At 68.9% G+C, this 23,843-nt stretch carries 20 protein-coding genes and 1 pseudogene; 9 read left to right on the forward strand and 12 right to left on the reverse strand.

Features of this window, described 5'->3' with window-relative positions; all coding sequences use genetic code 11:
- From ACFO0C_RS43630 to ACFO0C_RS43640, 3 genes and pseudogenes are all read right to left on the reverse strand, one after another.
- A partial coding sequence (locus ACFO0C_RS43630; protein ID WP_378072745.1) for an ATP-binding cassette domain-containing protein occupies positions 1–494 on the reverse strand: 494 nt, incomplete at its 3' end.
- Positions 495–554: 60 nt separating this feature from the next.
- Entirely contained in the window at positions 555–1,178 is a 624-nt protein-coding gene (locus tag ACFO0C_RS43635) for a GNAT family N-acetyltransferase (RefSeq protein WP_378072746.1), read from the reverse strand.
- Positions 1,179–1,758: 580 nt separating this feature from the next.
- A pseudogene (locus ACFO0C_RS43640) lies at positions 1,759–1,866 on the reverse strand (universal stress protein); the annotation flags it as partial.
- Positions 1,867–2,269: 403 nt separating this feature from the next.
- Between ACFO0C_RS43640 and ACFO0C_RS43645 the strand changes: the two are divergent.
- Genes ACFO0C_RS43645 through ACFO0C_RS43655 form a run of 3 tightly spaced genes read left to right on the forward strand, consistent with a single transcriptional unit; the run spans position 2,270 to position 4,798 of the window.
- The gene (locus ACFO0C_RS43645) at positions 2,270–3,163 is read left to right on the forward strand and encodes an ABC transporter ATP-binding protein (protein WP_378072747.1); all 894 of its coding nucleotides are present in this window, start codon (positions 2,270–2,272) and stop codon (positions 3,161–3,163) included.
- Positions 3,160–4,467 (forward strand): hypothetical protein, encoded by a 1,308-nt coding sequence (locus tag ACFO0C_RS43650; protein WP_378072748.1) that lies wholly within the window; start codon positions 3,160–3,162, stop codon positions 4,465–4,467. The genes ACFO0C_RS43645 and ACFO0C_RS43650 overlap by 4 nt, the downstream gene beginning before the upstream one ends.
- 7 nt (positions 4,468–4,474) lie before the next feature.
- A complete protein-coding gene (locus tag ACFO0C_RS43655) occupies positions 4,475–4,798 on the forward strand; it encodes a hypothetical protein (RefSeq protein ID WP_378072749.1) in 324 nt (107 codons plus the stop codon).
- Between the two features lie 134 nt (positions 4,799–4,932).
- On the opposite strand, the gene ACFO0C_RS43660 is transcribed toward ACFO0C_RS43655, so the two are convergent.
- From ACFO0C_RS43660 to ACFO0C_RS43680, 5 genes are read right to left on the reverse strand one after another with little or no spacing between them, the layout of a single operon-like run.
- Positions 4,933–6,303 (reverse strand): non-reducing end alpha-L-arabinofuranosidase family hydrolase, encoded by a 1,371-nt coding sequence (locus ACFO0C_RS43660; RefSeq protein WP_378072750.1) that lies wholly within the window; start codon positions 6,301–6,303, stop codon positions 4,933–4,935.
- A 9-nt stretch (positions 6,304–6,312) separates the two neighbouring features.
- Positions 6,313–8,331: a family 43 glycosylhydrolase gene (locus tag ACFO0C_RS43665; protein ID WP_378072751.1), complete on the reverse strand. Its 2,019-nt coding sequence runs from the start codon at positions 8,329–8,331 to the stop codon at positions 6,313–6,315.
- The gene (locus ACFO0C_RS43670; protein WP_378072752.1) at positions 8,328–9,707 is read right to left on the reverse strand and encodes a glycoside hydrolase family 43 protein; all 1,380 of its coding nucleotides are present in this window, start codon (positions 9,705–9,707) and stop codon (positions 8,328–8,330) included. Before ACFO0C_RS43670 ends, ACFO0C_RS43665 begins: the two co-directional genes overlap by 4 nt.
- Positions 9,707–11,314, reverse strand: coding sequence for a glycoside hydrolase family 27 protein (locus ACFO0C_RS43675; RefSeq protein ID WP_378072753.1), 1,608 nt, complete (start codon positions 11,312–11,314; stop codon positions 9,707–9,709). Before ACFO0C_RS43675 ends, ACFO0C_RS43670 begins: the two co-directional genes overlap by 1 nt.
- Positions 11,311–12,333, reverse strand: a complete 1,023-nt coding sequence (locus ACFO0C_RS43680) for a ricin-type beta-trefoil lectin domain protein (RefSeq protein WP_378072754.1) — start codon at positions 12,331–12,333, stop codon at positions 11,311–11,313. Before ACFO0C_RS43680 ends, ACFO0C_RS43675 begins: the two co-directional genes overlap by 4 nt.
- A 418-nt stretch (positions 12,334–12,751) precedes the next feature.
- Between ACFO0C_RS43680 and ACFO0C_RS43685 the strand changes: the two genes are divergently transcribed.
- The 3 genes from ACFO0C_RS43685 to ACFO0C_RS43695 all read left to right on the forward strand — a co-directional run bounded on the left by ACFO0C_RS43685 (position 12,752) and on the right by ACFO0C_RS43695 (position 16,439).
- A complete protein-coding gene (locus tag ACFO0C_RS43685) occupies positions 12,752–13,378 on the forward strand; it encodes an RNA polymerase sigma factor (RefSeq protein WP_378072755.1) in 627 nt (208 codons plus the stop codon).
- Positions 13,375–14,379: a CU044_5270 family protein gene (locus tag ACFO0C_RS43690; RefSeq protein WP_378072756.1), complete on the forward strand. Its 1,005-nt coding sequence runs from the start codon at positions 13,375–13,377 to the stop codon at positions 14,377–14,379. The genes ACFO0C_RS43685 and ACFO0C_RS43690 overlap by 4 nt, the downstream gene beginning before the upstream one ends.
- A gap of 293 nt (positions 14,380–14,672) precedes the next feature.
- Positions 14,673–16,439 (forward strand): enoyl-CoA hydratase-related protein, encoded by a 1,767-nt coding sequence (locus ACFO0C_RS43695; protein ID WP_378072757.1) that lies wholly within the window; start codon positions 14,673–14,675, stop codon positions 16,437–16,439.
- A 284-nt stretch (positions 16,440–16,723) separates the two neighbouring features.
- Here the strand turns inward: ACFO0C_RS43695 and ACFO0C_RS43700 are convergent, their stop codons facing one another.
- Together ACFO0C_RS43700 and ACFO0C_RS43705 are read right to left on the reverse strand one after the other, a co-directional pair.
- On the reverse strand, positions 16,724–20,089 hold the full coding sequence (locus tag ACFO0C_RS43700) for a TIR domain-containing protein (protein WP_378072758.1): 3,366 nt from the start codon (positions 20,087–20,089) through the stop codon (positions 16,724–16,726).
- Positions 20,090–20,818: 729 nt separating this feature from the next.
- The gene (locus tag ACFO0C_RS43705) at positions 20,819–21,139 is read right to left on the reverse strand and encodes a hypothetical protein (RefSeq protein ID WP_378072759.1); all 321 of its coding nucleotides are present in this window, start codon (positions 21,137–21,139) and stop codon (positions 20,819–20,821) included.
- Between the two features lie 197 nt (positions 21,140–21,336).
- Between ACFO0C_RS43705 and ACFO0C_RS43710 the strand changes: the two genes are divergently transcribed.
- Both ACFO0C_RS43710 and ACFO0C_RS43715 read left to right on the forward strand, forming a co-directional pair.
- Positions 21,337–21,570, forward strand: a complete 234-nt coding sequence (locus ACFO0C_RS43710) for an Hpt domain-containing protein (protein WP_378072760.1) — start codon at positions 21,337–21,339, stop codon at positions 21,568–21,570.
- A gap of 382 nt (positions 21,571–21,952) precedes the next feature.
- Positions 21,953–22,441, forward strand: a complete 489-nt coding sequence (locus ACFO0C_RS43715; RefSeq protein WP_378072761.1) for a TY-Chap domain-containing protein — start codon at positions 21,953–21,955, stop codon at positions 22,439–22,441.
- On the opposite strand, the gene ACFO0C_RS43720 is transcribed toward ACFO0C_RS43715, so the two are convergent.
- Entirely contained in the window at positions 22,416–22,799 is a 384-nt protein-coding gene (locus ACFO0C_RS43720; protein WP_378072762.1) for an STAS domain-containing protein, read from the reverse strand. The genes ACFO0C_RS43715 and ACFO0C_RS43720 overlap by 26 nt on opposite strands.
- A gap of 289 nt (positions 22,800–23,088) precedes the next feature.
- On the opposite strand from ACFO0C_RS43720, the gene ACFO0C_RS43725 reads away from it, so the two are divergent.
- Entirely contained in the window at positions 23,089–23,511 is a 423-nt protein-coding gene (locus ACFO0C_RS43725) for a response regulator (protein WP_378072763.1), read from the forward strand.
- 23 nt (positions 23,512–23,534) lie between these two features.
- Here ACFO0C_RS43725 and ACFO0C_RS43730 read toward each other — a convergent pair whose 3' ends face one another.
- Complete coding sequence (locus ACFO0C_RS43730; protein ID WP_378072764.1) at positions 23,535–23,771, reverse strand: hypothetical protein; 237 nt, start codon at positions 23,769–23,771, stop codon at positions 23,535–23,537.
- Between the last annotated feature and the right edge of the window lie 72 nt (positions 23,772–23,843).

A 23,843-nucleotide genomic window follows, 5' to 3' on the forward strand; every position in this document is an offset into this window, starting at 1 on the left:
TGCCAGGAGAAGCGGGCCAGCGCCACCAGCATCCCGGCGACCGTCCACCCCACGAGAACCATCAGGTGTCCCACAGCGAATCCGGCACCGCCCGTCGGCTCGAACGTTCCCGACATCGCCAGAGCGAAGTGCTTCAACGGCAGCAGGGATCCGAGGACGTCGAGCCAGCGGGGCAGTGCGGCGCCGATGAGGAACACGTCGGAGATGAAGGCCAGGCTGATGAGTACGCCCTGCGCCAGTGTCTGCGCGGCGAGGACGGTGCGGGTCGACGCCGCCAGATCCAGTCCCAGAGCGGCGCAGCAGGCGATGCCGAGCAGCAGTGTCAGCAGCAGAGCCGGCACCTTGCGCCAGATCTCGACCGTGGTGGTTTTGCCGGCACCGTTGGGGCCCAGCAACGCGAAGATCTCACCGTCGTCGACACGGAAGCTGATCCGGTCGACGGCTCGGACCGGGCCGTACACCGATGAAAGACCTTCGACTTCGATGGCCGTCATAGCTTCAGCGTCAACCGCTGCCGGGACGACGGTAGTGACCGGGTCTGGCAGAGTTGCAGGTCACGGAACGTCGTGGCTCGGCGACGACGTGCCACTGGTGAGGTTCTCGACGGCCGCGGCCACGGCGGCCCGGTCCAGGGAGACGGCGGCCTCAGCGAACCCTTCGCGTACCGATGTGCGGTCGCGGGGGCCGACCAGATCGAGCAGCGCACTGACCGGCCGGTTGTCGGCGAGATAGAAGGCGCTGAACGACCGGATGCCCCGGTCGAGAGCTGCCTCGGCGAGCACCTCGACCAGGGCGGTGGCCAGGCCCGCGCGCCGCCAGGACGGTGTCACCGCGACCGCGACCTCGGCGATGCCGTCGGCGGTCCCCTCGTACCGTGCCACGGCGATACCGGCTCCGGTCTCCGGGTCGATGGCGACCAGCGCGAAGCGGCGCCGGTAGTCGACCGTGCACAGGTAGGTCAGCAGTTGCGGGGTGATTCGTGGTGGCGACCCGAGGAACCGGCGGTGCACAGTGTCCGGGTCGGCGGTGCGGATCGCGTACGCCAGCGGGCCGCGGTCGGCCGGGATGATCGGGCGCACGAAGACCGTACGGCCGTCAGGTAGACGCACGTCCCGCTCGAACTGCGCCGGGTAGCCCGGCGGAACGGTGGTGGGGTGCCTGATCGGGCCCGACGTCACGGGACCAATGATCGACGACCGCCGTGCCCGCAGAGATCGGATGATCGGCTGAGCCGGATGCCGGGACCCGGGGGCGGTGGACACCGCAGGTCGGGTCCGGGGCCGACCGGGGACAGCCACAGTACCGATGAGTTCGGTGATGCCGTGCTTGCCGACAGCGGGCGGCCAGGTGTTCCAGGAGCAGCGTACCGATGCCGCGATCGTGTTGCCGGCCGGCGGGTCGCCGAGCCGCTCAGCGGAGGCGACCCCGACAAGAGCGTCGCCCTTCGTGGGCGAGCACGTTGACGTTCTGGTCGTTTCGGGCCGGCACAGCCATTTCGCCTCGCCGGCGAGCGTGGCCGGGCTTGGCTGGGTGACGAAACGCAGTGAGACGGCGGCGGTTGTGGACGCTGGACCCCTGGCGGGCGCGGCCGGTTTCCGCCGCCGTGCAGCGGGACGGCCGCGCCGGACAGCGACGCCGGTTCCGAGTCTTCCGATGACCAGGGGCGAGATGTCCACGTTCAGGGCAGGAAGAGCGGGCATCCGGCGCGCTGGATCATGGCGCGGCTCACCGAGCCGAGCCTTGTCGCAGGGTGCCCCCGACCTGCGCGTGTGCGGCCGGAAACAATCGTGCGCAGTTCTCGATCGCTGCGCCCGAGGGCAACGACCCGTCATAGGCGGCGAGTAGCCGTACCGCGGAGCCGTTCATCAGAGTCCTGACCCCGCGCACCGAGCCGGGTTTCCGGGCGCGCGGAATCCGTCACCAATCAGCTGATGAGCGGTCGCATCCCGCCGAAAGTGAGCTGCTTCAAGACATCGGCAGTGAGAAGGACGAGCATGCCCGGATCGGGATCCTGGCCGGATCGCTGATCTCCGCGCTGCCGGCCATGGTGGGCCTGCGGGCTCGTAACCGGCATTACCGGCACCTGTGCGCGGCCGAGGCGGTTGACGCCGACGGCATCCCCGACGTCTGGGACGACGACGCGGTCCGGCGCTGACCGACGGCGGGTCTTCCCGGCCGGTACGTGACAGGCGTACGGTGAGCGACAGGTGTGCCGGGAAGTCTGGTCGGCGGTCAAGGATCCACGCCCCGATCCGGAAGGCTTCCCGCGATGACCGATCCCGCGCTGCGCGCCGTCGACCTCACGAAACGCTACGGTCGCCTGACCGCCCTCGACACTCTGAACCTGGACGTCGTCGCGGGGGAGGTGTTCGGTTTCCTCGGCCCCAACGGTGCCGGCAAGTCCACCACCATCCGTCTGCTGCTCGGCCTCGCCCGTCCCTCCGCAGGGCGGGCCGAGGTGTTCGGCGTCGACGCCGCCGACGTGGCCCGCGCCCACCGGCACCTGGCCTACGTGCCGGCCGATGTGGCGTTGTGGCCGCAGCTGACCGGCGCCGAGATCCTGCACCTGCAAGCCCGCACCGGACCGGGCACCGATGTGTCCTACCGCGACGAGCTCGTCGAACGGTTCGCCCTTGATGTGTCGAAACCGGCCCGCACGTACTCCACGGGCAACCGGCAGAAGGTCGCCTTGGTCGCCGCGTTCGCCACCCGAGCCCCGCTGCTGGTGCTCGACGAGCCGACCAGTGGCCTGGACCCGCTGATGGAACGCGAGTTCCGCACCGCGGTCCGCCAGGCCCGCGACCGCGGGCAGACCGTCTTCCTGAGTTCGCACCAGCTCGCCGAGGTCGAAGCCGTCTGCGACCGCGTCGCCATCCTGCGCGCCGGCCGCCTCGCCGAGGTCGCCACCATCAGCGACCTGCGCGGCCTGCATCGGGCCGAGATGACGATCAGCTACACCGGCAGCGCACCCGACCTCGGCATGATCCCCGGTGTCGAGGCGATCGAGCCGGCCGGCGGACAGCGCCTGCGGTTCATCCTGGCCGGTGATCCGGCCCCCGCGTTACGGGCCCTCGCCGAGGCGCGGGTCACCGGGCTGAGCATGCGGGAGCCCAGCCTGGAGGAGATCTTCCTGGACTACTACGGGACGGAGACGGCCCGATGAGCCTGGGCACCCGTCCCGCCGTCGCCGGCTCCCGGGTGACGTCGGATCCCGCGCCGGGGCGGGCCGTCACGTGGCTGGCCGTTCGTCAGATCCGGCGCGGCGCACTGATCGTCGTCGGGCTCGCAGCAGCGATGACGGCGCTGGTCGCCGCCACCTACGCGCAGGTGATGGCCGATCCCGCGGCGGCCGGCAGTCTGAAGGCCCTGGCCGGGAACCCGGCGATCCGGACGCTGTTCGGCGCCCCGATCGGCCTCGACACCGCCGGTGGCTTCACCGTGTGGCGGGTCGGCACCGTCATCGCGGTTCTGCTCGGCAGCTGGTCGATCATGGTGACCACCCGTATCACCCGCGGCGAGGAGGACGCCGGCCGCTGGGATCTGCTGCTGGCCAGCCGCCTTCCGGTTCCGGCCGTGCTGCTGCGCCACCTGGCCCCTGTGATGGTGGTCGCGGTCGCCACCGGGACCGCCATCACTGCCGTTCTGCTGCTGGCCGGCACCGCACCGGCCGGCGCGGTGCTGCACGGCGCCGGAACGGGGCTTCTCGGGATGTTCTTCGCCGCGGTGGCCGCGCTGGCGGCCCAGGTCTTCCCGGCCCGTACGCCCGCGACCGGGACTGCGGTGGCGGTGCTGGGCGTCGGTCTGCTGGCCCGCATGATCGGTGACGGTGTCACCGCCCTCGGCTGGCTGCACTGGCTGTCGCCGTTCGGTCTGCTGTCGCTCACCGGGCCTTACGTCCACGACCGTGTCCTACCACTGCTGTCACTGGCCGCCGCGACAGCGCTCCTCACGGTGCTGACGTTGCTCGTCGCCCGGCGTCGCGACGCCGGCGACGGTCTTCTGCCCGCAACGGCCGGGCGACGTCCGCGGACCCTGCTGCTGGCGGGGGTGGCAACGTTCGCGGTCCGTCGGGTGCTGCGGCCGATGGCCGGGTGGATGCTCGGTATCGGCGCCTACTACCTGCTGATCGGACTGACCGCGGTGTCGGTCACCGATTTCCTGCGCGACAACCCGGCCATGGCCGGCGAGGCGTCGCAGGCCGGCTTCGACGGGCTGGGCAGCATCGCGGGCTTCGCCGCGACGCTGTTCGCGATCCTCGCCATGCCCATCGGGGGTTTACGTCACCGTCCGGATGACCGCGTTCGTGGCGGCCGAGTCCGACCGGCGGCTCACCCTGCTGGCGAGTCAGCCGCTCACCCGGCTCCGGCTGATCGGTGCCGAGATCACCGTCACCGCCGCAGCCGCAGCGGTCCTGGCCAGCGGCGCAGGCCTGGCGACCTGGCTCGGTGTCACCGCCATCGGCGGTGACCTGGCCGTGACCGACGCCCTGCGCGGTACGTGGAACGTGTTGCCGATCGTGTTGCTCAGCCTCGGCGCGGCGGTGTTCGCGGTCGGTTGGGTGCCACGCTGGACCGGGCTTGTCGGTGGCCTTCCCACCGTCGGCGGGTTCCTGCTGCTGGTCACCGCCGAGAGCGTCGCAGCACCGGCCTGGGTTCGCGACATCTCACCGTTCGCTCACCTGGCGCCCGTACCACTGGCTGAGGCCGGCCTGGCGGATTCAGCCGTCATGCTGGCACTCGCCACGCTCCTGACCGGGCTCGGCATCGCCGCCTATCGCCGCCGCGATCTGCTGTCCTGACCGATGGCGAACAACAAGCGCGTACCGGTGAGGCACCTGCTACGACACTTTCCGGGCCTTGCCGACGGTCACTACGGGCGCCGCCGGTGAAGCGTTGACCGGGGCGGGTGATGAGCCGCCCCGGCGCGAACGTGTCAGCGTTGCAGGGTCAGCAGCCCGGGGCGCCACGGCAGTTGGTCGTAGGCGCCGCCGGCGTTGGGGTTCTTGCCCTGGTAGAGCAGTTGCAGGTTGCAGGGGTCGACGGTCTTGGTCTGGTCCGGGTTGCTGCGGACCAGGTCGCCGTGGCTGATGTCGTTGGTCCAGGTGGCGCCGCTGTTGGCCTTGCCGGCGAACGGGTTGTTCTCGGTGGCGGCCTGCGGTGTCCAGGTTCCGTTGAGGCTGGTGGCGGTGAAGGATCGGAAGTAGCGGCTGCCGCTGGCCCCGATCGCCTCGACGATCATCAGGTACTGGTTCTGGCCCTGCACCTTGTAGACCTCGGGTGCTTCGAACAGGTTGTTCCTCGTGTCGCTCATGATCGTGGTGTAGGAGGAGCCGAAGTTCCCGGGGAAGTTCCCGATCGGCATGCTGGCCCGGTAGATCCTGCCGTTGTCACCGGCGAAGAACAGGTACATGTTCTGCCCGTCGGCGATCAGGGTCTGGTCGATCGGGCCGGTGCCGGAGTCGGTGATGCTGCCGGTGAACAGCGGCTGCGGCGCGGACCAGCCGTTCGGGTTGGTCGGGTCGCTGGAGGTGCGGTAGATGAACGGCCACTGACCCCACTGGTAGGCCAGGACCCAGATGTTCTTCGGGGCGAAGTAGAGCAGTGTGGGTGCCACGGCGCCCTGGCTCATCGCGTTCTGGCTCGCCGACGCCATGTCGGACCAGTTGGTGAACGGGGTGAAGTTCATCGAGCCGTACGACGAGCCCTCGACCTTCGAGGCGTACACCAGATGTTTGCCGTTGTGGACGACGTTGGTGAAGTCCTTGAGCGACACCCAGCCGTTCTTCGGGTTCGCCAGTACGCCGCTCGACGACCACCGGTAAGTCGACGGCAGCGTGCAGTTCCCACCCGGGGTTGACGGTGACGGGCTCGACGGTGAGCTGGGCACCGGCGCTCCGGTGCAGGCCACCCCGTTGAGGCTGAACGCCGACGGGACGGGGTTGCTGCCGGTCCACGAGCCGGTGAAGCCGAACGACACCGAGCCGTTGGTCGGCACCGAACCGTTGTAGGCCACGTTGGCCGCGGTGACCGTGGTGCCGCTCTGGCTCACCGTGGCGTTCCAGGCCTGGCTGACCTTCTGCCCGGAACCGTAGGCCCAGGTCAGCGTCCACGCCGACAGGGGGTCGCCGAGGTTGGTGACGGCCACGTCGGCGTTGAAGCCGCCCTGCCACTGCGATGACACGGTGTAGGTGACCGAGCAGCCGGCCGCCGCCGCACCCGCGGGCAGGGCCACGGCGACCGCCGCCGAGGCCGTCATCAGCGCGGCCGACGCCAGGCCGGCCTGGAGCAATCGAGATCTGGTCATGAGTTCCTCCTAGGGCGTGGTCAGGTCGAAGCGGTTGACGGTGACCGTGCCGCCGAGGGCCTGGGTGGCGTGGTTGAAGATGCCGAACCGGTAGCCCATGAAGAACTGCCACGCGTTGTTGAGCGTGAACGCCGGGCCCAGCGTGGTGAAGGTGCTGCCGTTGGTGCTGTAGGAGAAGGTGGCCGTACGCCCGGAGCCCGGCCGGATGTCGGCGGAGACCCGCAGCCAGATCTTGCCGCCGGAGACGTTCGTGCCGGCCGCCTCGCTGCCGGTGCCGGTGGTGGCCCAGCTGGAGTTCATGGTCAGGCCGTTGGTCATCGAGACCCTCGTGGCACCGTTGTCCTTGCGGATGCCGATCCATGCCGACGAGTCGCGCAGCATCGCCAGGCCGGCCCGGTCGCCGTTGGCCATCTGGGAGTAGTCGAGTTCGATGGTGGCGGTCGAGGACGGGCCCTGGATGCGGTGGGTGAGGGTGTTGCGGGCGTTGTACAGGTCGTTGGTGACCGTCGCGGTGGACAGCCGCAGCCCGTTGCCGACGCTGTACTTGCTGGTGTCGGGGTTGTGGTTCCACTCCCAGCGGTGGCCGAGGCTGGTGAACGTGTCGGGGCCGGTCATCGGCTGCACGGTTTTCGACGTCGTGATGTTCGGCTTCGGGTAGGTGGCGCCCCACCGGCCGTTGACGGTCGTCAGCACCGGCCAGTCGTTGGTCCAGGTGATCGGCGCGAGCGTCGGCACCCGGCCGCCGGGGAAGGCGTCGGTGAACGCCATGTACCACCAGTCACCGGCCTGGGTCTGGACCAGGCCGCCCTGGTGCGGCACCCCGCCGCCGGAGATCGGCCCGGGAAGATCAAGAAGGACCTGGCGTTGTTCGTACGGACCCCACGGGCTCGTCGAACGCAGGACATACTGGCCGTTGGCCGGACGGGTGAGCCAGATGTAGTAGTAGTTGCCGCGCTTGTACATGCGGGCGCCTTCGAGGGTGCCGATGCTCGACGGTGTGGTGTAGACCGTCTGTGCCCGTACCTGCGAGGTCAGATCGGACGACAGCTGGGCGACGCTGATCGTGCCGTTGCCGTAGGCGACGTACGGGGTGTCGTTGTCGAACAGCAGGCCGGCGTCGTAGTAGCAGTTGTTGATCCGGGCCTTCTTCGACCAGGTGCCGTCGACCGCGGTGCTGGTGTAGACGTAGGTGCGGTTGAACTCGGTGCAGCCCAGCCAGTAGTAGGTGCCGTTGCTGGGCCGGTAGTTGAACGCCGACGCCCAGATGCCCTTGACGTAGGCGCGGCCGCCGGACAGGTCGTAGGCGGCCGAGTCGAAGTCGAGCCGGGGCACCGAGTGCCCGGCGTACTCCCAGTTGACCAGGTCGTAGGAGCGCAGGATCGGTGCGCCGGGCGAGTAGTGCATGGTCGACGCCGACCAGTAGTAGGCGTCGCCGACCCGGATGATGTCGCCGTCGGCGAAGTCCTGCCAGACCACCGGGTTGGTGAAGGTGCCGGTGCCGGGGGTGGTGGTGCCGAGTTTGACCAGCTGCCACTGCTGGTTGGCGCCGTTCCAGTCGGTGTACTGCACGATGTTGGCGTTGTCGGCGGTGGACGCGCCCTGCACCTCCAGGGCCTTGCCGCTGTTGCGGTTGATCAGCTGGATGTAGCCGTCGATGTCCTGGACGCTGAACTGCTGGTTGGTGGCGTTGTTGTCGGCCCACTGGACGATCGCGGCGCCGTCGGCGGTGGATGCCCCGGACACGTCGAGGACCTTGCCGGAGTGCTTGGACCGCAGCCGGTAGTAGCCGCCGCCGGAGTCGACGAACTGCCACTGCTGCTGGGCCTGGTCGTTGCGGGTCCACTGGGTGATCCGGGCGCCGTCGCCGGTGGCCAGGTTGTACAGGTCGAGAGCCTTGCCGCTGGTGCGGTTGACCAGCACGTAGGAGGCGCTGGTGTCGATCGTCGCGGCGTCGGCGGGGGTCATGGCGGTGAGGCCGAGGGCCACACCGAGGACGGCGGTCAGCACGACCGCGGCGAGTCTTCTCATCGGATGCTCCCGGAGGTGCCGGTGAACTGCCACCAGTTGACGTTGAACAGGTATCCGCTGCCGCCGGCGAAGCGCAGGTAGAGGTCCTGGGTGCCGGCGGTGCCGCTGACCGGGCAGGTGACCGTGGTCCAGGTCTGCCAGCCGCCGGTGCCCGGCACGGTGCAGGTCCCGGCGAGCGTGCCGGTGGGGCTGCCCAGCCGTACCTCGATGCGGCCGCCCGCCGCGGCGGAGGCGACCCGGGCGGAGAACGCGGTCGCGCCGGCTCCGAAGGCGACGCCCTTGACCTTGACGTGGTCGCCGTTCTCGAGGAAGCCGATGTTCATGCCGCCCTCGCTCGCGCGTTCGGTTTCCACGCCGGAGCTCCAGGCGATCGTCTCGGCCTCCTGCCGGGTGTACGGGTTGAGCGTGCCGTTCTGCGGCGCCCCGCCGGTGGTCATGGTGATCTGCGGGATGCTGCCGTCGGCGTTGTAGGTGAACTTCTCCACGGCCACCGAGCGGGTGAATCCGCCGCCGCCGGGCAACGCGCCGTTGTGGTAGAAGAAGTACGAGCCGCCGTTGAAGTCGACGATGCCGGCGTGGTTGGTGAAGCTGCTGCCCTGGGTGGGCATGACCGTGCCGCGGTAGGTCCACGGTCCGGTCGGGCCGGGCGCGGTGGAGTAGCCGATGAACTCCGAGCAGCACTTGGCGGCGAAGACGTTGTAGTAGAGGCCGTTGCGTTTGTAGACCCAGGGGCCCTCTTCGTACAGGGTGGGCCGGTTGGCGTCACCGGTGCGGGTGCCGAACCCGGCGGTGGTGAGCGGGATCTTCGTGGCGCTGCCGCTGTAGCTGATCATGTCGCTGTTCAGGCGCACGTACCAGAGGTTCGGGTTGCCCCAGTACAGGTAGGCCTGGCCGTCGTCGTCGATCATGACGGTCGGGTCGATCTCGCCGTTCTCGACCAGCGGGCGGCCGAGCGCGTCGGTGAACGGGCCGGTCGGGCTGGTGGACACGCCGACGCCGATGGCCATCCGGCCGGTGGCCCGGTTGGTGACCGGCACGTACCAGTAGAACTTGCCGTTGCGCTGGACGACCTGGCCGGCCCAGGCGTCCTTGCTGGCCCAGCTGAAGGTGGCCAGGCTCATCGGCGAGCCGTGGTCGGTCCAGTTGACCATGTCGGCCGACGAGTAGACCCGCCACTCCTTCATGGTGAACCAGGTCGAGCCGTCCTCGTCGTGGCCGGTGTACAGGTAGACGCGCCCGTTGTGGACCAGCGGCGCCGGGTCGGCGGTGTAGATGGTCTGCACGATCGGGTTGTCGGCGCGGGCCGGAGCGGGCGCCACCGCGGTGAGCAGGGTTACGGCCAGGCAGAGCAGGCCGGTGAGGGTCTTCCGTGGCATCAGACTCGGCTCCATCGCTGGTTGGCGGCGGCGCTGCAGGTCCACAGCAGGACCGGGGTGCCGTTGGCGGTCAGGTTGCGGTCGACGTCCAGGCAGAGTCCGGAGGCCGTCCCGCGTACCGTGCCGTCGCTGTTGAAGGTCCACTGCTGGTTGGTCTGGCCGTTGCAGTCCCAGAGCTGGACCTTGCTCCCGGCGGTGGCGCCGGTCGGGGCGTCCAGACACTTGCCGAGCGCCTGGATGCTCTGGCCGCTGACGGTCCAGCGCTGGTTGGCCTGCCCGTTGCAGTCCCAGATCACCGGTTGGGTGCCGTTGGTGGTGGTGCTGTTCGGCACGTCGAGGCAGCGGCCGGAGGCGGCGCTGACCAGGGTGGAGCCGGTCGGCGTGGGGTTGGTGCCGCCGCCGCTGACCCGGAATACCGCGGTGCCGTGCGCGGGCACACTGGCGCTGATCGTGCCGGTGCTGCTGCTGGTCGCACCGGACCACGCGTCCAGCAGGGTGAAGGAGCTGCCGGACTTGCCGATCGCCGCGGCGGTGGTGGTGATCGTCGTGGTGGAGCCGCCCTGGTTGAACAGGGCGACCGCGACGTCACCGCTGGCGAGCCGCTTGGCCAGGACGCGGCGGGTGCCGTCGAACGACACCTGGCTCCCCTGGAGTCCGAGGGTGTCCTGGTTGATCGCGATGAGGCGCGGGTTGGTGAGGATGTCGCGGGTGGTGGTGCTCTGTGAGCGCACGTCGTTGCCGGCGATCAGCGGTGACGCCATGATCGCCCAGAGGGCGAAGTGGCTGCGCTGTTCGGTCTCGTTGAGTCCGGCCCGGCCGACCTCCATCATGTCCGGGTCGTTGAACGCGCCGGGGCGGGCGTACCCGGCGAGCGGCACGGTGACGTCGACGATGTTCTTGACACCCATCGGGTAGCCGTTGGTCTGGCCGGTGTCCCACGCGGCGCTGATGTCCTCGGTGGTACGCCAGATGTTCGCGACGTCGCCCCAGTTGCGCTGCGGGCCGGTCTTGGCGTGGATGCTGTTGGAGTTGATGCTGTAGAGGATCGGCCGGCCCGTCGCGGCCAGCGCGTCGCGCATCTTGGCGAACGTCGTGACCTGGTCGTTGATGGACCCGGACGGGGAGCACCAGTCGTACTTGAGGTAGTCGACGCCCCAGGCCGCGAACTGGCGGGCGTCCTGTGCCTCGTGTCCCTGGGCCCCGGTGGCGCCGGGGTAGCTGTTGAAGTACTGGGCGCACGTCTTGTCGAGCGGAGCCTGGTAGATGCCGAACTTGAGCCCCCGGGCGTGCAGGTAGTCGCCGAGCGCCTTCATGCCGCTGGGGAAGCGGGTCGGGTCGCCTTGCAGATTGCCGGCCGAGTCCCGGTTCGGGTTCATCCAGCAGTCGTCGACGACCACGTACTGGTAGCCGGCGTCACGCATACCGTTGCTGACCATCGCGTCGGCCACGCCGCGGATCAGTGACTCGTTGATGTTGCACCCGAAGGTGTTCCAGCTGTTCCAGCCCATCGGCGGGGTACGGCCCACGCCGTTGTCGAGCGCGCGGGCGGCCGGGGCACCGAGCAGCGTCAGGGCCGCCGCCAGCAGAATCGCCAGTGCTCTTCTCATCGCCTCGTCCAGTTCTGTGCGGCGGACCCGGAGCAGGTCCGCAGGGTGACGGTGGAGCCGTTGGCGGTGCCGCCGCTCTCCAGGCACAGGCCCGACTGGGCGTTGCGGATCGGGCCGCCGGCGGTGTGGCTCCAGTTCTGGTTGGCCGCGCCGCTGCAATCCCACAGCTGGGCCTTCGCGCCGCTGGTGGCGCCGGTCGGCGAGTCGAGACACTTGCCCAGCGAGCGCAGCGTCTGCCCGTTGGCGGCCCACTGCTGGTTGGTGGCGCCGCTGCAGTCCCAGATGATCGGCTGGGTGCCGTTGGCGGTGCTGCTGCCGGGGACGTCCAGGCAGCGGCCGGAAGCGGCACCGACCAGTGTGTTGCCGCTGCCGCCGGTCGGGTCGCCGATGGTTCCGGGTACCGAGCGCAGTGCGGCGTACCAGGTGGCGGCCATCTTGTCGTAGCCGGCGGCGGTCGGGTGGACTCCGTCGATCAGGTCGGCGGTGGTCAGGGCCGCGTGCATGTCGACCAGGTGCACCCGGGCGCCCTTGCTCCGTACGACCGTGGACAGGGCGCTGTTGTAGGTGCGGGCGGCGGCCTCCTGCCCGGAGTTGGCCAGCGGGATGATCGTGGCGACGAAGACGTCCGCCGACGGCACGGTGCTGGTGATCCGGTCGATCAGGGTCGACAGCCGGCCGGGTGCGCCGGACACGTTGTAGTTCTGCAGGATGTCGTTGGTGCCGATGTGCAGCAGCACGGTCCGTGGGGTGGTGGTGCGCAGCCAGCCGGTGACGTTGGCGTCGATCTGGTCGATGCGCCAGCCGGGATGGCCCTGATGGTCGTGGTCGCCGAGGTTGGCCGGCCCGTTGAACTGGGTGCCGACGAAGTCGACGCGGTATCCGGCGGACGCCATGCGCTGCCAGAGCCCGATCCGGTAGCCGCCGGGGATCTGGGTGCCTTCGGTGATGGAGTCACCGAGCGGCATGACGCGGGTGCCGCCGTTGGATTCCGCGGCCGCCGCGTCCGGATGGAAGAACACAAAGGCCACGGCAAGAGCGGCAGCGAGTACGGTCGAACAGAAATGCCGTCTTCGAGTGGGCATGGCAAAGCCTCCTGGGGAACGAGCAGGATCGTTATCGCTCACACATCCGCATTTGACGGGCAGCGGACTGGGGATGAGAGCGCTAACACCTTCCGGCAGATTGCCAGGATGTTTCCAGACATTCAAGGATGACTTTTTGTCCGCGCGGTCTCGCTCACATCGCGAAAGAATTGGTTTCCGTGAAAGTGTTATACCGCCGGCACATCGATTGTCGGGCTCGCATTCTCAGAAGATTGTCGATTCGCACTCTCCGGCGCGACACGGATCTTGTGTTCACGGGGTGTGGCAGGGTCCCATCGCGGCGAGATGTGACCACGGTCACGGAACTCGTCGTCGTGGGCGGACAGGACCAGTAGTGAATCTTTCTCAGAGAGCCCGGATACGTGCCGGTGACACCGCGGTCTTCGGGCAGCTCTTCGAGGACCATGCGCACGAGGTGTATCGCCACGTCGTGCGCAGTTCCGGCAGCTGGAGCGCAGCCGAGGACGTGGTGTCGCTGACCTTCCTGGAAGCATGGCGGTTGCGCGACAAGCTGCGACCCGAGGGTGACAGCGTGCTGCCCTGGCTGCTCGGCATCGCCACGAACGTGCTGCGCAACACCAGGCGTACGGCCCGCAGGCACGCCGCCGCGCTGATCCGGATACCACCGGCCGAGGCGATGCCGGATTTCGCCGACGAGATCGTCGATCGCATGCGTGACAGTGAGCAGCTGGCCGCAGCAACGGCTGCACTGGCTCGGCTCCGGCCGGCCGAACGGGAGGTCTTCACCCTGTGCGTCTGGTCCGGGCTCGACTACGCCCAGACCGCGGAAGCCCTCGGTGTGCCCATCGGTACGGTCCGGTCCCGCCTGTCGCGTGCCCGGATCAAGCTCCGGGAGATGGCCGCGCGAGTTCCGGCGCCACGGGAACCCGGCGCGGGCAGCGGACAGGAACAGGGTGGACGTACTGGTATGGCCCGGTCGAATCAGGAGCGAAACCGATGAACCACACCTCAGGGCCCGATTCTGCGGAGCGCACCGAACTGGCCCGACTGCTGCCGGCGCCGGGGAAACCGGAACTGCCCGCCGGCCGCCACCTCCTGCTCAAGGAAGCCTTCATGCAACAGATCACCGAACCGGCCGTCGTCCCGTCCCGGCGCAGCATCCTGCTCGCCGCGCCGGTCGCCGCCGCGGTCCTGGTCGCGACGCTCGCCATCGGAGTCACGGTGCTCGACAGCCGTGCGACCGGCGGGCCGTCCATCGCCGCTGACAGCCCGCGGGTGGTGGTCGCGGCTGGTGACGCTGCCGGAGTGGCGCCGCTGATGGAACGGGTGGCGCTGGTCGCCGGCAAGAAGCCCCGGGTGCCGGTCGGCGATGACGAGTACGTCTACATCAAGAGCAGGGTTGCCTGGCTGGACTTCGTCAACGACGGCAGATCCGGTAACAAGGACGCCGGTGTCGACCCGATGGCGCTCAGCCCGGTGCGCACCCGCGAGATCTGGCGCCCCGCGTCGCAGGGCAGCGAGGGCCTGGTCCACGACCGTGGCGATACATTCGGCTTGCACGACACGGAACCGAACAGCTATTACGCCACCCTGCCCACCGACCCGGCCGCGCTGCTTCAGCAGGTCTATGTCGTCACCGAGGGCCAGGGCCACGGTGCTGACGCGGCAGCGTTCGACTTCATCGGCACGGCACTGCGCGAGTCGCTGCTGCCCCCGCAGGTGGCTGCCGCTCTCTACCGGGCCGCCGCGAAGATCCCCGGTGTGGTCCTGGTGGCCGACTCCGTCGACGCGGAAGGTCGCCACGGCGTCGCGGTCGCCCGTACCGACGAGGTGGACGGCCAGCGACGCGAATGGATCTTCAATCCGGCCACCTTCGAGTACCTCGGCGAGCGGTCATACCTGGTGCGTGACACCGATCTGGGCAAGGCCGGCACGCTGACCGGCACCACCGCCGTCCTGCAGCGCGGCGTCGTCCGCAAGAAGGGCGAGCTTCCCGAGTGATCACCCGACACCCCGGAGGTCACAGTGTCGAACGCATCGGCGGATCTGTACACATCGGATGATCGTGGTTGGCATGTCGACCGGCCGCCGAGAACGGCTCCGCTGCGGTCGAGGGCAACGTGAATCGGAGGGGTCAGAACTAGAACCATTTTTCAGGCGCCGTCGACGCGCTGTCGATCTCTGGAATGAATGCGAGGTAAGTGTCGGTCCTGTACAGCGAGCTTCGGGTCTAATCCCGGTTGCGGAGCTCCTTGCGCTTCGCGTCTCACTCTCTGTGTCGAGGTCGGCAGAGGATGAGAGATCCGCTCACGATCTCGCGGAGAAAACATCACATGCGGATTCTTCTACTCGTATCAGCGTTCAACGGCCTTAGCCAGCGGACGTGGCGCGTGTTGCGGGAGGCGGGTCATGACGTTGGGGTCCTCCTGGCCTCCACTGAGTCAGAGATCATCGATGGCGTACGGGCGGCAATGCCTGACCTGATCGTCTGCCCCTATCTCAAGGACCGGGTACCGGCAGAGGTATGGCGGCATTGGCGCACAGTGATCGTTCATCCGGGTCCGGTCGGTGATCGTGGACCCTCATCGCTGGATTGGGCGATCAGCGAAGGTGTCCCCCGATGGGGTGTCACCGCTCTGCAGGCTGTGGAGGAGATGGACGCCGGTCCGGTCTGGGCGACGCGCACATTCGCCATGCCACCCGACGTACCCCGCAAGTCCACGCTGTACAACGGGCCTGTCGCCGATGCCGCCCTGCACTGCATCCTCGAGGTCGTGGCCAAGGCGACCGACCCCACATTCGTCCCGGTACCGGCCGAGATGATGCCGACCGAGATTCCCGGAGCCAGGCTGCGCCCCTTGATGCGGCAGACCGATCGGTGCTTCGACTGGGGCCAGCCGAGCCAGGACATCATCCGGGCGATTCGCGCCGCCGATGGGTCGCCCGGTGTCCGTACATCTGTGGCGGGTCTCGATGTGTATGCCTATGACGCCCATCCGGGCCCGCCCGTGCCGGCGTCAGCGGGAACCCTACTGCACCACCGGCAAGGGGCACTCCTGGTCGCTACTGGCGACGGCAGTGTCTGGCTTGGTCATCTACGGCTGGCCCCGACGAGTGCGGGACCAGCAGGCGTGAAACTGCCCGCCGCCGACGTACTCGGTTCCCGTCTGGCGGGGATCCCTGAAGGCCCGGTTGATGTCGACGCCGATTCGGGTTTGCTGTACCAGCAGGTCCGGTACCGACGTACCGGCTCAATCGGCTGGGTGCAGTTCGACTTCTACAACGGCGCGATGGCGCCGTCTCATTGTCTGCGGTTACGCAACGCGTTGCGGTACGCGGCGGCTCAGGACACCGAGGTGCTGGTGCTGGTCAGTGGTGACGACGTCTTCAGCAACGGCATCCACCTGAACATGATCCACGCTGCCGCCGACCCGGCCGCCGCGGCCTGGGCGAACATCCGTGCGATCAATGAGGTATGCCGCGAAATCCTCTGCTGCACGGGCCAGACCGTGATCGCCGGGTATGCGGGAAGCGCCGGTGCAGGTGGCGTCATGATGGGCCTCGGCGCCGACATCGTCGCCGCCCGGGACGGGATCGTGCTCAACCCGTACTACGACATCGGCCTCTACGGATCCGAGCTGCACACGCTAACGCTGCCACGGCGCGTCGGCGGCGCCACAGCACGTCGTCTACTCACCGAGAAGCTGCCGCTCAGCGCTGAATACGCCCGCAGTATCGGTCTGGTCGACCAGGTAGGGCCGCGAGACCCGTCCGCATACCGGACATGGCTGACCGATCTGGCTGAATGGCACGCATCGCAGCCGGAAAGCTGGAATCTGGACGGCCGCAAGTACCCGGCACCCGGCCATGAGGAGCTGCCCTCGGATGCCTACGAAACCCGGGAGTTGGCGGAGATGAGCTATGACATGTTCGCGGACCGCTCCGGCTTCGCCGCGGCTCGCCTGGCGTTCGTCGCCAAGGCCAAGCCCACGCATACACCGGAACGTCTGAAACTGTCGTCGGCCAGAACCGCTGAACAGAACGTGATGGCGACCACCTGACCCGGGATCTCCCCGTTGGTACCGGGTGGGATCATCGGGTGCTTCGGCAGTCGACGATCCGCCCGAGCCCTGGCGGGGCCCGCACGGCAGCGCCAGCACCGGTCTGGAACGCCGTCACAGACGCGCGCCGACGTCCCCGGTGAGGCCAGCTTCTTGGCCTCGCCGGCAACCACAGCGAAGCCTTGCTGAGCTCACCCACGCATGATCAACCGGCAGCCCTTCCACGGTTTGTCGCGGTGCCCGGAAACCCATGGGTTCCCGGGCACCGTCGCGAGCGGCAGCCGTCAGCCGGCGCAGGTACGCCGGTACGGCACCTCGGGAATGTAGCGGGCCCACTCGTCGGCGCCGAGGCCGCGACCGGTGATGGCACAGGCGTATGCGGCCGGGTCAGCGCGCAGCTTGTTCAGCTTCGCGTAGTTCCACAGCGTGACGGCCGCGGGCCGGCTGGAGGACTGGGCGGCGACGGCCATGGTGCGCCCGTCCGGCTTGAACAGCACCGCCTGCGCATCACCACCGAGGCCACGCATCGAGACGAGCCGGATCGGTCCGGCCGGGTTGGCGGTGTCCCACAGGAACACCTCGGAGTCCTCGTCCCCGGTTGCCAGGGTGCGCCCGTCCGGGCTGAAGGCCATCGTGGCCACCGCGTCGTAGTGGCCGTCCAGCGTGGCGAGCCGGAGCGGACGGGACCGGTCGGTGACGTCCCACAGCATCGCCAGGGTGTCGGAGCTGCCGCTCACCACGGTGTGCCCGTCGGGGCTGAAGGCCACCGCGGTCACCACCTCGCTGTGTCCGGCCAGCGTGGCGAGCTGTACGGGGGTGGTGCGGTCGGTCATGTCCCACAGCGTCAGCCGGTTGTCGGCGCCGCCGGTGGCCAACGTGTTCCCGTCGGGGCTGAAGGCGATCGCCGCCCCGAACGTGCCGCCGCTCAGCGTGGCCAGCAGGGCGGGGCGGGTCCGGTCGGCCACGTCCCACAGCAGCAGCCGGGTGGGGTCGGCGACGACGGCGAGCGTGCGCCCGTCCGGGCTGAACACCATCGGGTTGAGCCCTGCCGCGGACTCGGGCAGACCCGGGAGCGTGACCGGCTGGTCCGGTTGGGTCAGGTCCGTCAGCGTCAACTGCCCGTCCTGGCTCCCGACGGCCGCCGCCGTACGGCCGTCGGGGCTGAACGCCACCGCCCGTACCTCTGCGCCGCGGATGGACAGGTCGGCACCCTTGACGGGCCGGGCGGGGTCGGTCACGTCCCAGGACTTCGCCGTGCCGTCGGCGCCGGCGGCGACCAGCGAACGTCCGTCCGGACGTAACGCCGCCGCCTGGACCTGCCCGCCCTGGACGGTGAGCGCGGCGAGCGAGTCCGGATTCCCGACGGGCCTGACGTTCCAGAGGGTTGCCGTGTCCGAGCTGTCAGCGGTGACCAGTGTTTTCGCGTCCGGGTCGAAGGAGACCGTGTTGATCGCGCCGTTGGCCCGTGCGGTGATGACCGGCCTGGGCCCCTCCGCATACGTCATGTCCCACACCATCGCGGTGCCCTCCAGGCCACCGGCGGCCAGATAGTGTCCGTCCGCGCTGTAGGAGATCGTGTTGACGTTGCCGGTGAGGTCGGCCATGCGGTGGTACGGATCGTTGTCCGGCTCCACCGGCGGCATGGTCGGCGGCGTGACCGGATCGGTGTCCGGCTCCTCGGGTGGCATGGTCGGCGGTGTGATCGGATCGGTGTCCGGCTCGTCGGGTGGCATGGTCGGCGGCGCCATCCGGTTCTGGTCGACCTGGGCGGTGGCCGTACGTTTCATGTCGTACAGATCCACCTCGCCGAGGAAGCCCCCGGCGGCCAGTGTCGATCCGGTCGGATCGAACACCATCGACATCATGCTGAAGCTGGCCATCTCGCGGAGGCTGACGGGATCGGCCCGCTCGCTCAGGTCGAAGATCGAGGTGAATCGGATCTTGTTCACGACCAGGGTGGCGCCGTCCGGGCTGAACGCCAGACCGACCACCGGATAAGGAGCCCAGTTGTCCATCGTGGCGAGCTGCCGGGGCCGGGACCGGTCGGTCGTGTCCCACAGGGTGGTGATCCCGCCGCCGTCGCCCGTGGCGAGGGTGATCCCGTCCCCGCTGAATGCCACCGCCTGCACGAATCCCTCGGACGCCACCGTGGCGAGCCGGGCCGGATGGCGACGGTCGGTCACATCCCACAGGACCGCGGTGCCCTCCTGGCCGGCAAAGACCAGGGTCCGTCCGTCCGGGCTGAACGTCAGGTTGGTGTGGGCCCAGGCCGGGTCGCTGAGCGTGCTGATCCGGGCCGGCTTGGTCCGGTCGGTCGTGTCCCACAGCGACACCTTGCCGTCGGTGCCGAGTGCCGCCAGGACACCGTCCGGCCCGTAGACGGCCGATGTCACGTCGTTGATCGTGCCGGCGTAGCTCGTCGCTGTGACGACACCGGTGACTTCGCGCAGCGTCGCGGCGTCGGGCAGCAGTTCCTGGGCTGCCGCCCCCAGCATCAGGGCCGTCTTCGGATCGCTGCCGATCGTCGCGTTGGCCTGAGTCGTCAGCCGCCGACTGATCGCGACCAGCTGCTGATGGTCAGCTTTGGCCTGCTGCCTGGCGGCTTCCGCAGTCGCCTCCTTGGCCTCCTGCTGCTTCTGCTCGGCGATCTTCGTCAACCGCCGTGCCTCCGCCTCCAGCTGCTGCGCCTCCTTCTCCAGCTGCTGTGTGCGCTGGCTGGCCTCCTTCGACAGCTGCTGGAGTTTCCGGGTCCGCTCCGCCGCCTGATCGGCAATCCGCTGCTGCCGCCGGGCCTCGGCGGTCGCCTGATCGGCCAGCCATTGCTGTTCCTGCGCCGACTGCTTCGACTGCTTCGCCTCAGCCGCCGCGGACACCGCCAGGGCCTGCTGCTCCTTCGCCACCTGCTGCTGCCGGGTCGCCTCCTGCGCGGACCGCTCGGCGCTGCCGCGCTGCACCTCCGCCACCTGCTGCTGGTGCAATGCCTCGGCTGCCGCGGCCGTCGCCCGGTTCGCGTTACGCACCGACGACACGCTGGTCAGCACCGCCAGCAAGCTCAGCACCACCAGCATCGCCAACGCCCCGGACCCGAGCCGGCGCGCCCGGCGGTGATGCCGGACGTCCTCGCCCTCCAGCTCGTCCTTGCTCACCCCGTGCATCGGGGCGGCCAGTTGGGCGATCGCGTCCCGGAAGCGGGAATGCTGCAGGCTGAGATGCTCGCTGCCCCGCGCCCACCGCAGATCCAGGAACAGGGGCTCCTCGGCGAACACCCCACGCAGTGCCGCGGGTACGGCCGTCGAGTCCTCGGTGAAGTCGTGACGCTCCGGGTCCCACGCCCATTCCCCGTCGGTCACCACGGGCAGGATCCGGTCCGCGGACTTGGTGGCGATCCAGTGCTCGATCTCCCGGTTCACCCACCGCGATTGCGCGGCTTCGGGCGAGGAGAGCAGCACGAAGTACTCCGAGCCGTCCAACGCGGTCTGGATGGAGGACCACAGACCCGGGGTCACCGCCAGTCCGGTCTGATCCCGGAAGATCCACAGGGCGCGCCGGCGATGCCAGGGTTTGGCCAGGCGGTGCAGGCCCCGTTGTACGGCGGGAGCCAGCCGGCCGTCCGCGGCATGGCTGTACGAGATGAAACCGTTGAAGGTCACTACGGGTCCCCCGGCGATCAAAGACGTTCGGCGACCACAGATTGTCGCCTGTCGTTGCCTCTTCAGGAAGGCCCAAGATCATAGCGTCACGGTGCCGCACCACCGTGACGGGTGCAGTCATGCCGGCGGGCTGGGGTGATCAGGCAGAACATCGAATGTGATATGGCTCCCTCCGCTGCGCAGATGCGGATATCCGAATGCTCTGAATGCGTCAGGCCGGCGGCGGGTCTCTCCTCGGGCCGGACTTCGCCGCAGCCGCAAATTGGCTTCGGCGGCCGAAGTTCGACGGTGGGCCGCGTAGCAGACCAACGCCGCACCGGATGAGGCCACCAGGGCTGCATCGCTGCTCTGAACCGGCGGTACTGGAAAGGATGGGTATTCCTACGAGTTCGGGGCCAGGACAATACGAGACGTCAGTTCGGGCAACGACAGCAACGACCGTGCCGGTGGGACTACAAGTCGGTGTAGCGCAGGTGTCCGGAGGTCTTGGCGCGGCTCACGATGGTGACCCGGTCGCGGTAGGCGGGCTCGGTGGCCTTCAAGGTCCTCGATCGCAGGGTTGGTGGCGGCGAAGGTCAGGGTGAGCAGGTCAGCGAAGCCGCGGTCGCCGGACTGCATCGCGTACACCCGGCGCACGTAGCCACAGAACCCGGCCCACGGATCGGGGTCGGCGAGCGCCTGGGCGTCGGCGTAGTCGGTCATCTTGTCGGTGCACTCTCAAACAGTCACTCAGATGAGTACAACGCGCACACCGAAGATCGACAGGGCACCGAGAATGATCAGTGCCGCCCCGACCGCGACCCGCCGGAAGGACCGCTTCGGATCCTTGGTGAAGATGCCGATGGCGGTGACGACGATGCCGGGAATGATCAGGGGAGTCCCGGCCAGAACCGGGGCCACCGGGAAGTCCGGCTTGCCGATCTTGATGGTCAGCATGGTGAACACCATCTGCGTGCCGATACCGAAAAAGATCACCGCCACGCCGGTGCAGCGACGCAGCTCGCTGCCCGCATCGACGTGGCTCATCTCGTTCTTCCTCGGGGCGGCCATGCATCGACGGTAGCGAAAGCGTTAAACCGGCGATGCCCCGTCTTCGCAGGTAAGGATCACCGACTACTACGACGAGGCCGGCGTCGAAGACCGCACCGCCTGCGAGCGTGCGGGCATGAACGCCTACCTCACCAAACCCGTGCGGACGCCCGTCCTGACCACGGCGCTCACCCTGCTGCTTCGGGTGTGGCGCGACGATGCAGGCGCCGACCCGACCAGACCCGCGCTGGCGGCCGGCCCGGCTCAAAGGGTCCGCATCCAATATCGGCGCCGATCGCCTGGTGAACCTGGGCGCCGACGTGGAGGGCAAGGCCCGGGCCGGTCACCTGCCCGACCCCGCCGCAACGGTGCACGCTATCCGCGACGAGTTCCAGACCATCGCACCGACCTGCGCCGACATCACCGAGGGTTTGCACCCCACCCACCATTGACCAGGCCAGCACCCGGGACCCGTGGTCACCGGCGCAAGATCGCGGCCGGTCGATCATTGCGGGCCGGTCGGCATCGACCACTCGTACCCGCGCCCACCTGACGGCCGCTCCCGGTACGAGCGCACGGTGCGGCGGCCGGTGATGGCCGCCGGACGGCCATGTGGCGCGATAATGTGCGGCGTGCGACGCCACCTCACGCCAGCCGGGCGGCCTGAGCCGGTTCCGGGGCACCCGCGCGGCACGGCGTGCCGTGGCTAGGCCGGGGTGGACCAGACACGGCGCGGCAGCGGCGGCATCGACCGTGTGCGCGGTCGGCACCGGGGCGCTCACCAACCTCGCCACCTCGTCGTGGACCTGGCCACTCGGCACCGCCCTGGTGGCCATGGCCAGCGTGTGGATCGGCATTGAGGTGTGGCGGTCACGGCACTCCGAAGCCGGCCAACCGCCCGGCTCCTCCGGCGTAGCGGCCCGCCGCGGGCTGGTACGCGAGCAGGTCAACCGCATCTCCGATGCGTTGGTGAACCTGGCGGCCGGGCCGGCCGATATCCCCCGCTTCTTCGTCCTCGAAGTCGACGAGCGGCGGGGAATCTTCGCCCAGTTCCTGCGCACCGAGACGGGCATCTGGGCAGAGATCGTGTCATCACAGTTCCTCGCGCCGTGGCATCGCCTCACCCCGGATCAGGAGGGCATGCTCATCGAGCATGGCTGGCTGGCGCCGGACGAGGTGAGCCCGAATTTCCATCGGGAGTTCGTGATCACTCCACCGGTCAAGCATCTGCGGGGCTACGCCATGCTTGTCCTGGACACGCTGATGCACGTCTACGGCGTCCACGAGAGCGATCCGATCACCATCGAGTTCCGGGACGGCTGAACGGCGGCGGCCTCGAGCGGTGTCGGTCAGGCGGCGTGTGTGTCGCGGCGCAGGCGATAGCCGGGAACGCCGGGGAGGTGTTGCGGTCGGCGATAACGGCGGACGGGTGGTCGAGGAAGACGGCGACCTGGTGGTCGTCGCCGAGTTCGCAGGCCGCGGCCAGGGTGCCGAGGTTGATCGCGTCGAGGTCCTGCAGGTCGTGCAGGTCGACGACCAGGCGCAGCGGACGCGTGTGGCGTACCGCGTGCGCGATGGTGCGCTGCATGTCGACCGCGTCGCCGGCGTCGAGGACACCGTGGGGCTGGATGATCATCGTGCCGTCCGGACCGGTCGCCACGTCGACCGCCGCACCGCTCACCGCGCGACGTTCCGTTGCCCGAGATCTTCCCGAACGGTCAGGCTAGAACGCTCCATATGCGACATCCGGGCGCCGCGAAGGCGATCGCGGCCACTACCGCGCGGCCGGCCGATTTCACCACCAGAGTGTGATCGCGCCATCCGTGGGATCCCGGCCGGGCGGATACCGCGCGATGTGAGCTGCGAGCCAATTTGTGTTCAGGCGCTCAGTGACGCGGTGATGCCGTCGAACCAGCATGCGAAGCCCTGGTGGCCGTGCCGGTCCGGGGCCGTGTACGGGGGAGGTCGCTGTGGCGTTGCTCGTGGTGGCTGAAGACGATAGCGATATCCGCGGCATCCTGTTGCGCCTGCTACAGCGTGACGGGCATACCGTCATCGAGGCCGAGGACGGTCAGGCCGCGTGGCGGGAGGTCTTGGCGCGTCCTGGTGTCGAGGCGGTCGTGACCGACATCGACTTGCCGGTGATGTCAGGGTTGGAGCTGTGCCGCAGTATCCGGGCGGACCAGAATCGTGCCTGCCTTCCGGTGATATTGGTCAGCGGCAGTCTCATGCCGGGCGATCAACGGCCGCGGCAGGCCCAGGCCACGGCCATGCTCCCGAAGCCGTTCCGGTCGGCTGAACTGCTGAGATGTTTGCGTGAGGCTCTGGCGGCCGGTCACTCGCCGGGGCAGGAACCCTGTGCCTGCGGCGGGCGCACCGCCGAGCGTCACTGAGCAACTCAAGGTGCGGCCGGGGGTCAGGGCGCCGGGTCGCCTCCAAGAGCGGGCAGCCCGCCGGTCCTGGCGAGGATCCGCCGGACATGGCCCTGCGGGTTGATGACCCGGAGCAGGACGCCGATGGTCCATGAGTCGAGGATCGCGGCATCACTCAGGTCGACGTGGACGGCGGTGGCATCGGGCAGATGGCTCTGCCCGGCCAGGGCGTCGGTGAGCTCGTCGCCGACGCCCAGGTCGGGTTCTCCGCGCAGCGTCACTGTCGTAGTGCCGCCGTCGTGGTGGGTCGCGTACTCTCACGTATTGTTGATCTTGTTTTCTTCTGTCGTGGT

The organism is Actinoplanes subglobosus (assembly GCF_042650585.1).
GTDB lineage: Bacteria > Actinomycetota > Actinomycetes > Mycobacteriales > Micromonosporaceae > Actinoplanes > Actinoplanes subglobosus.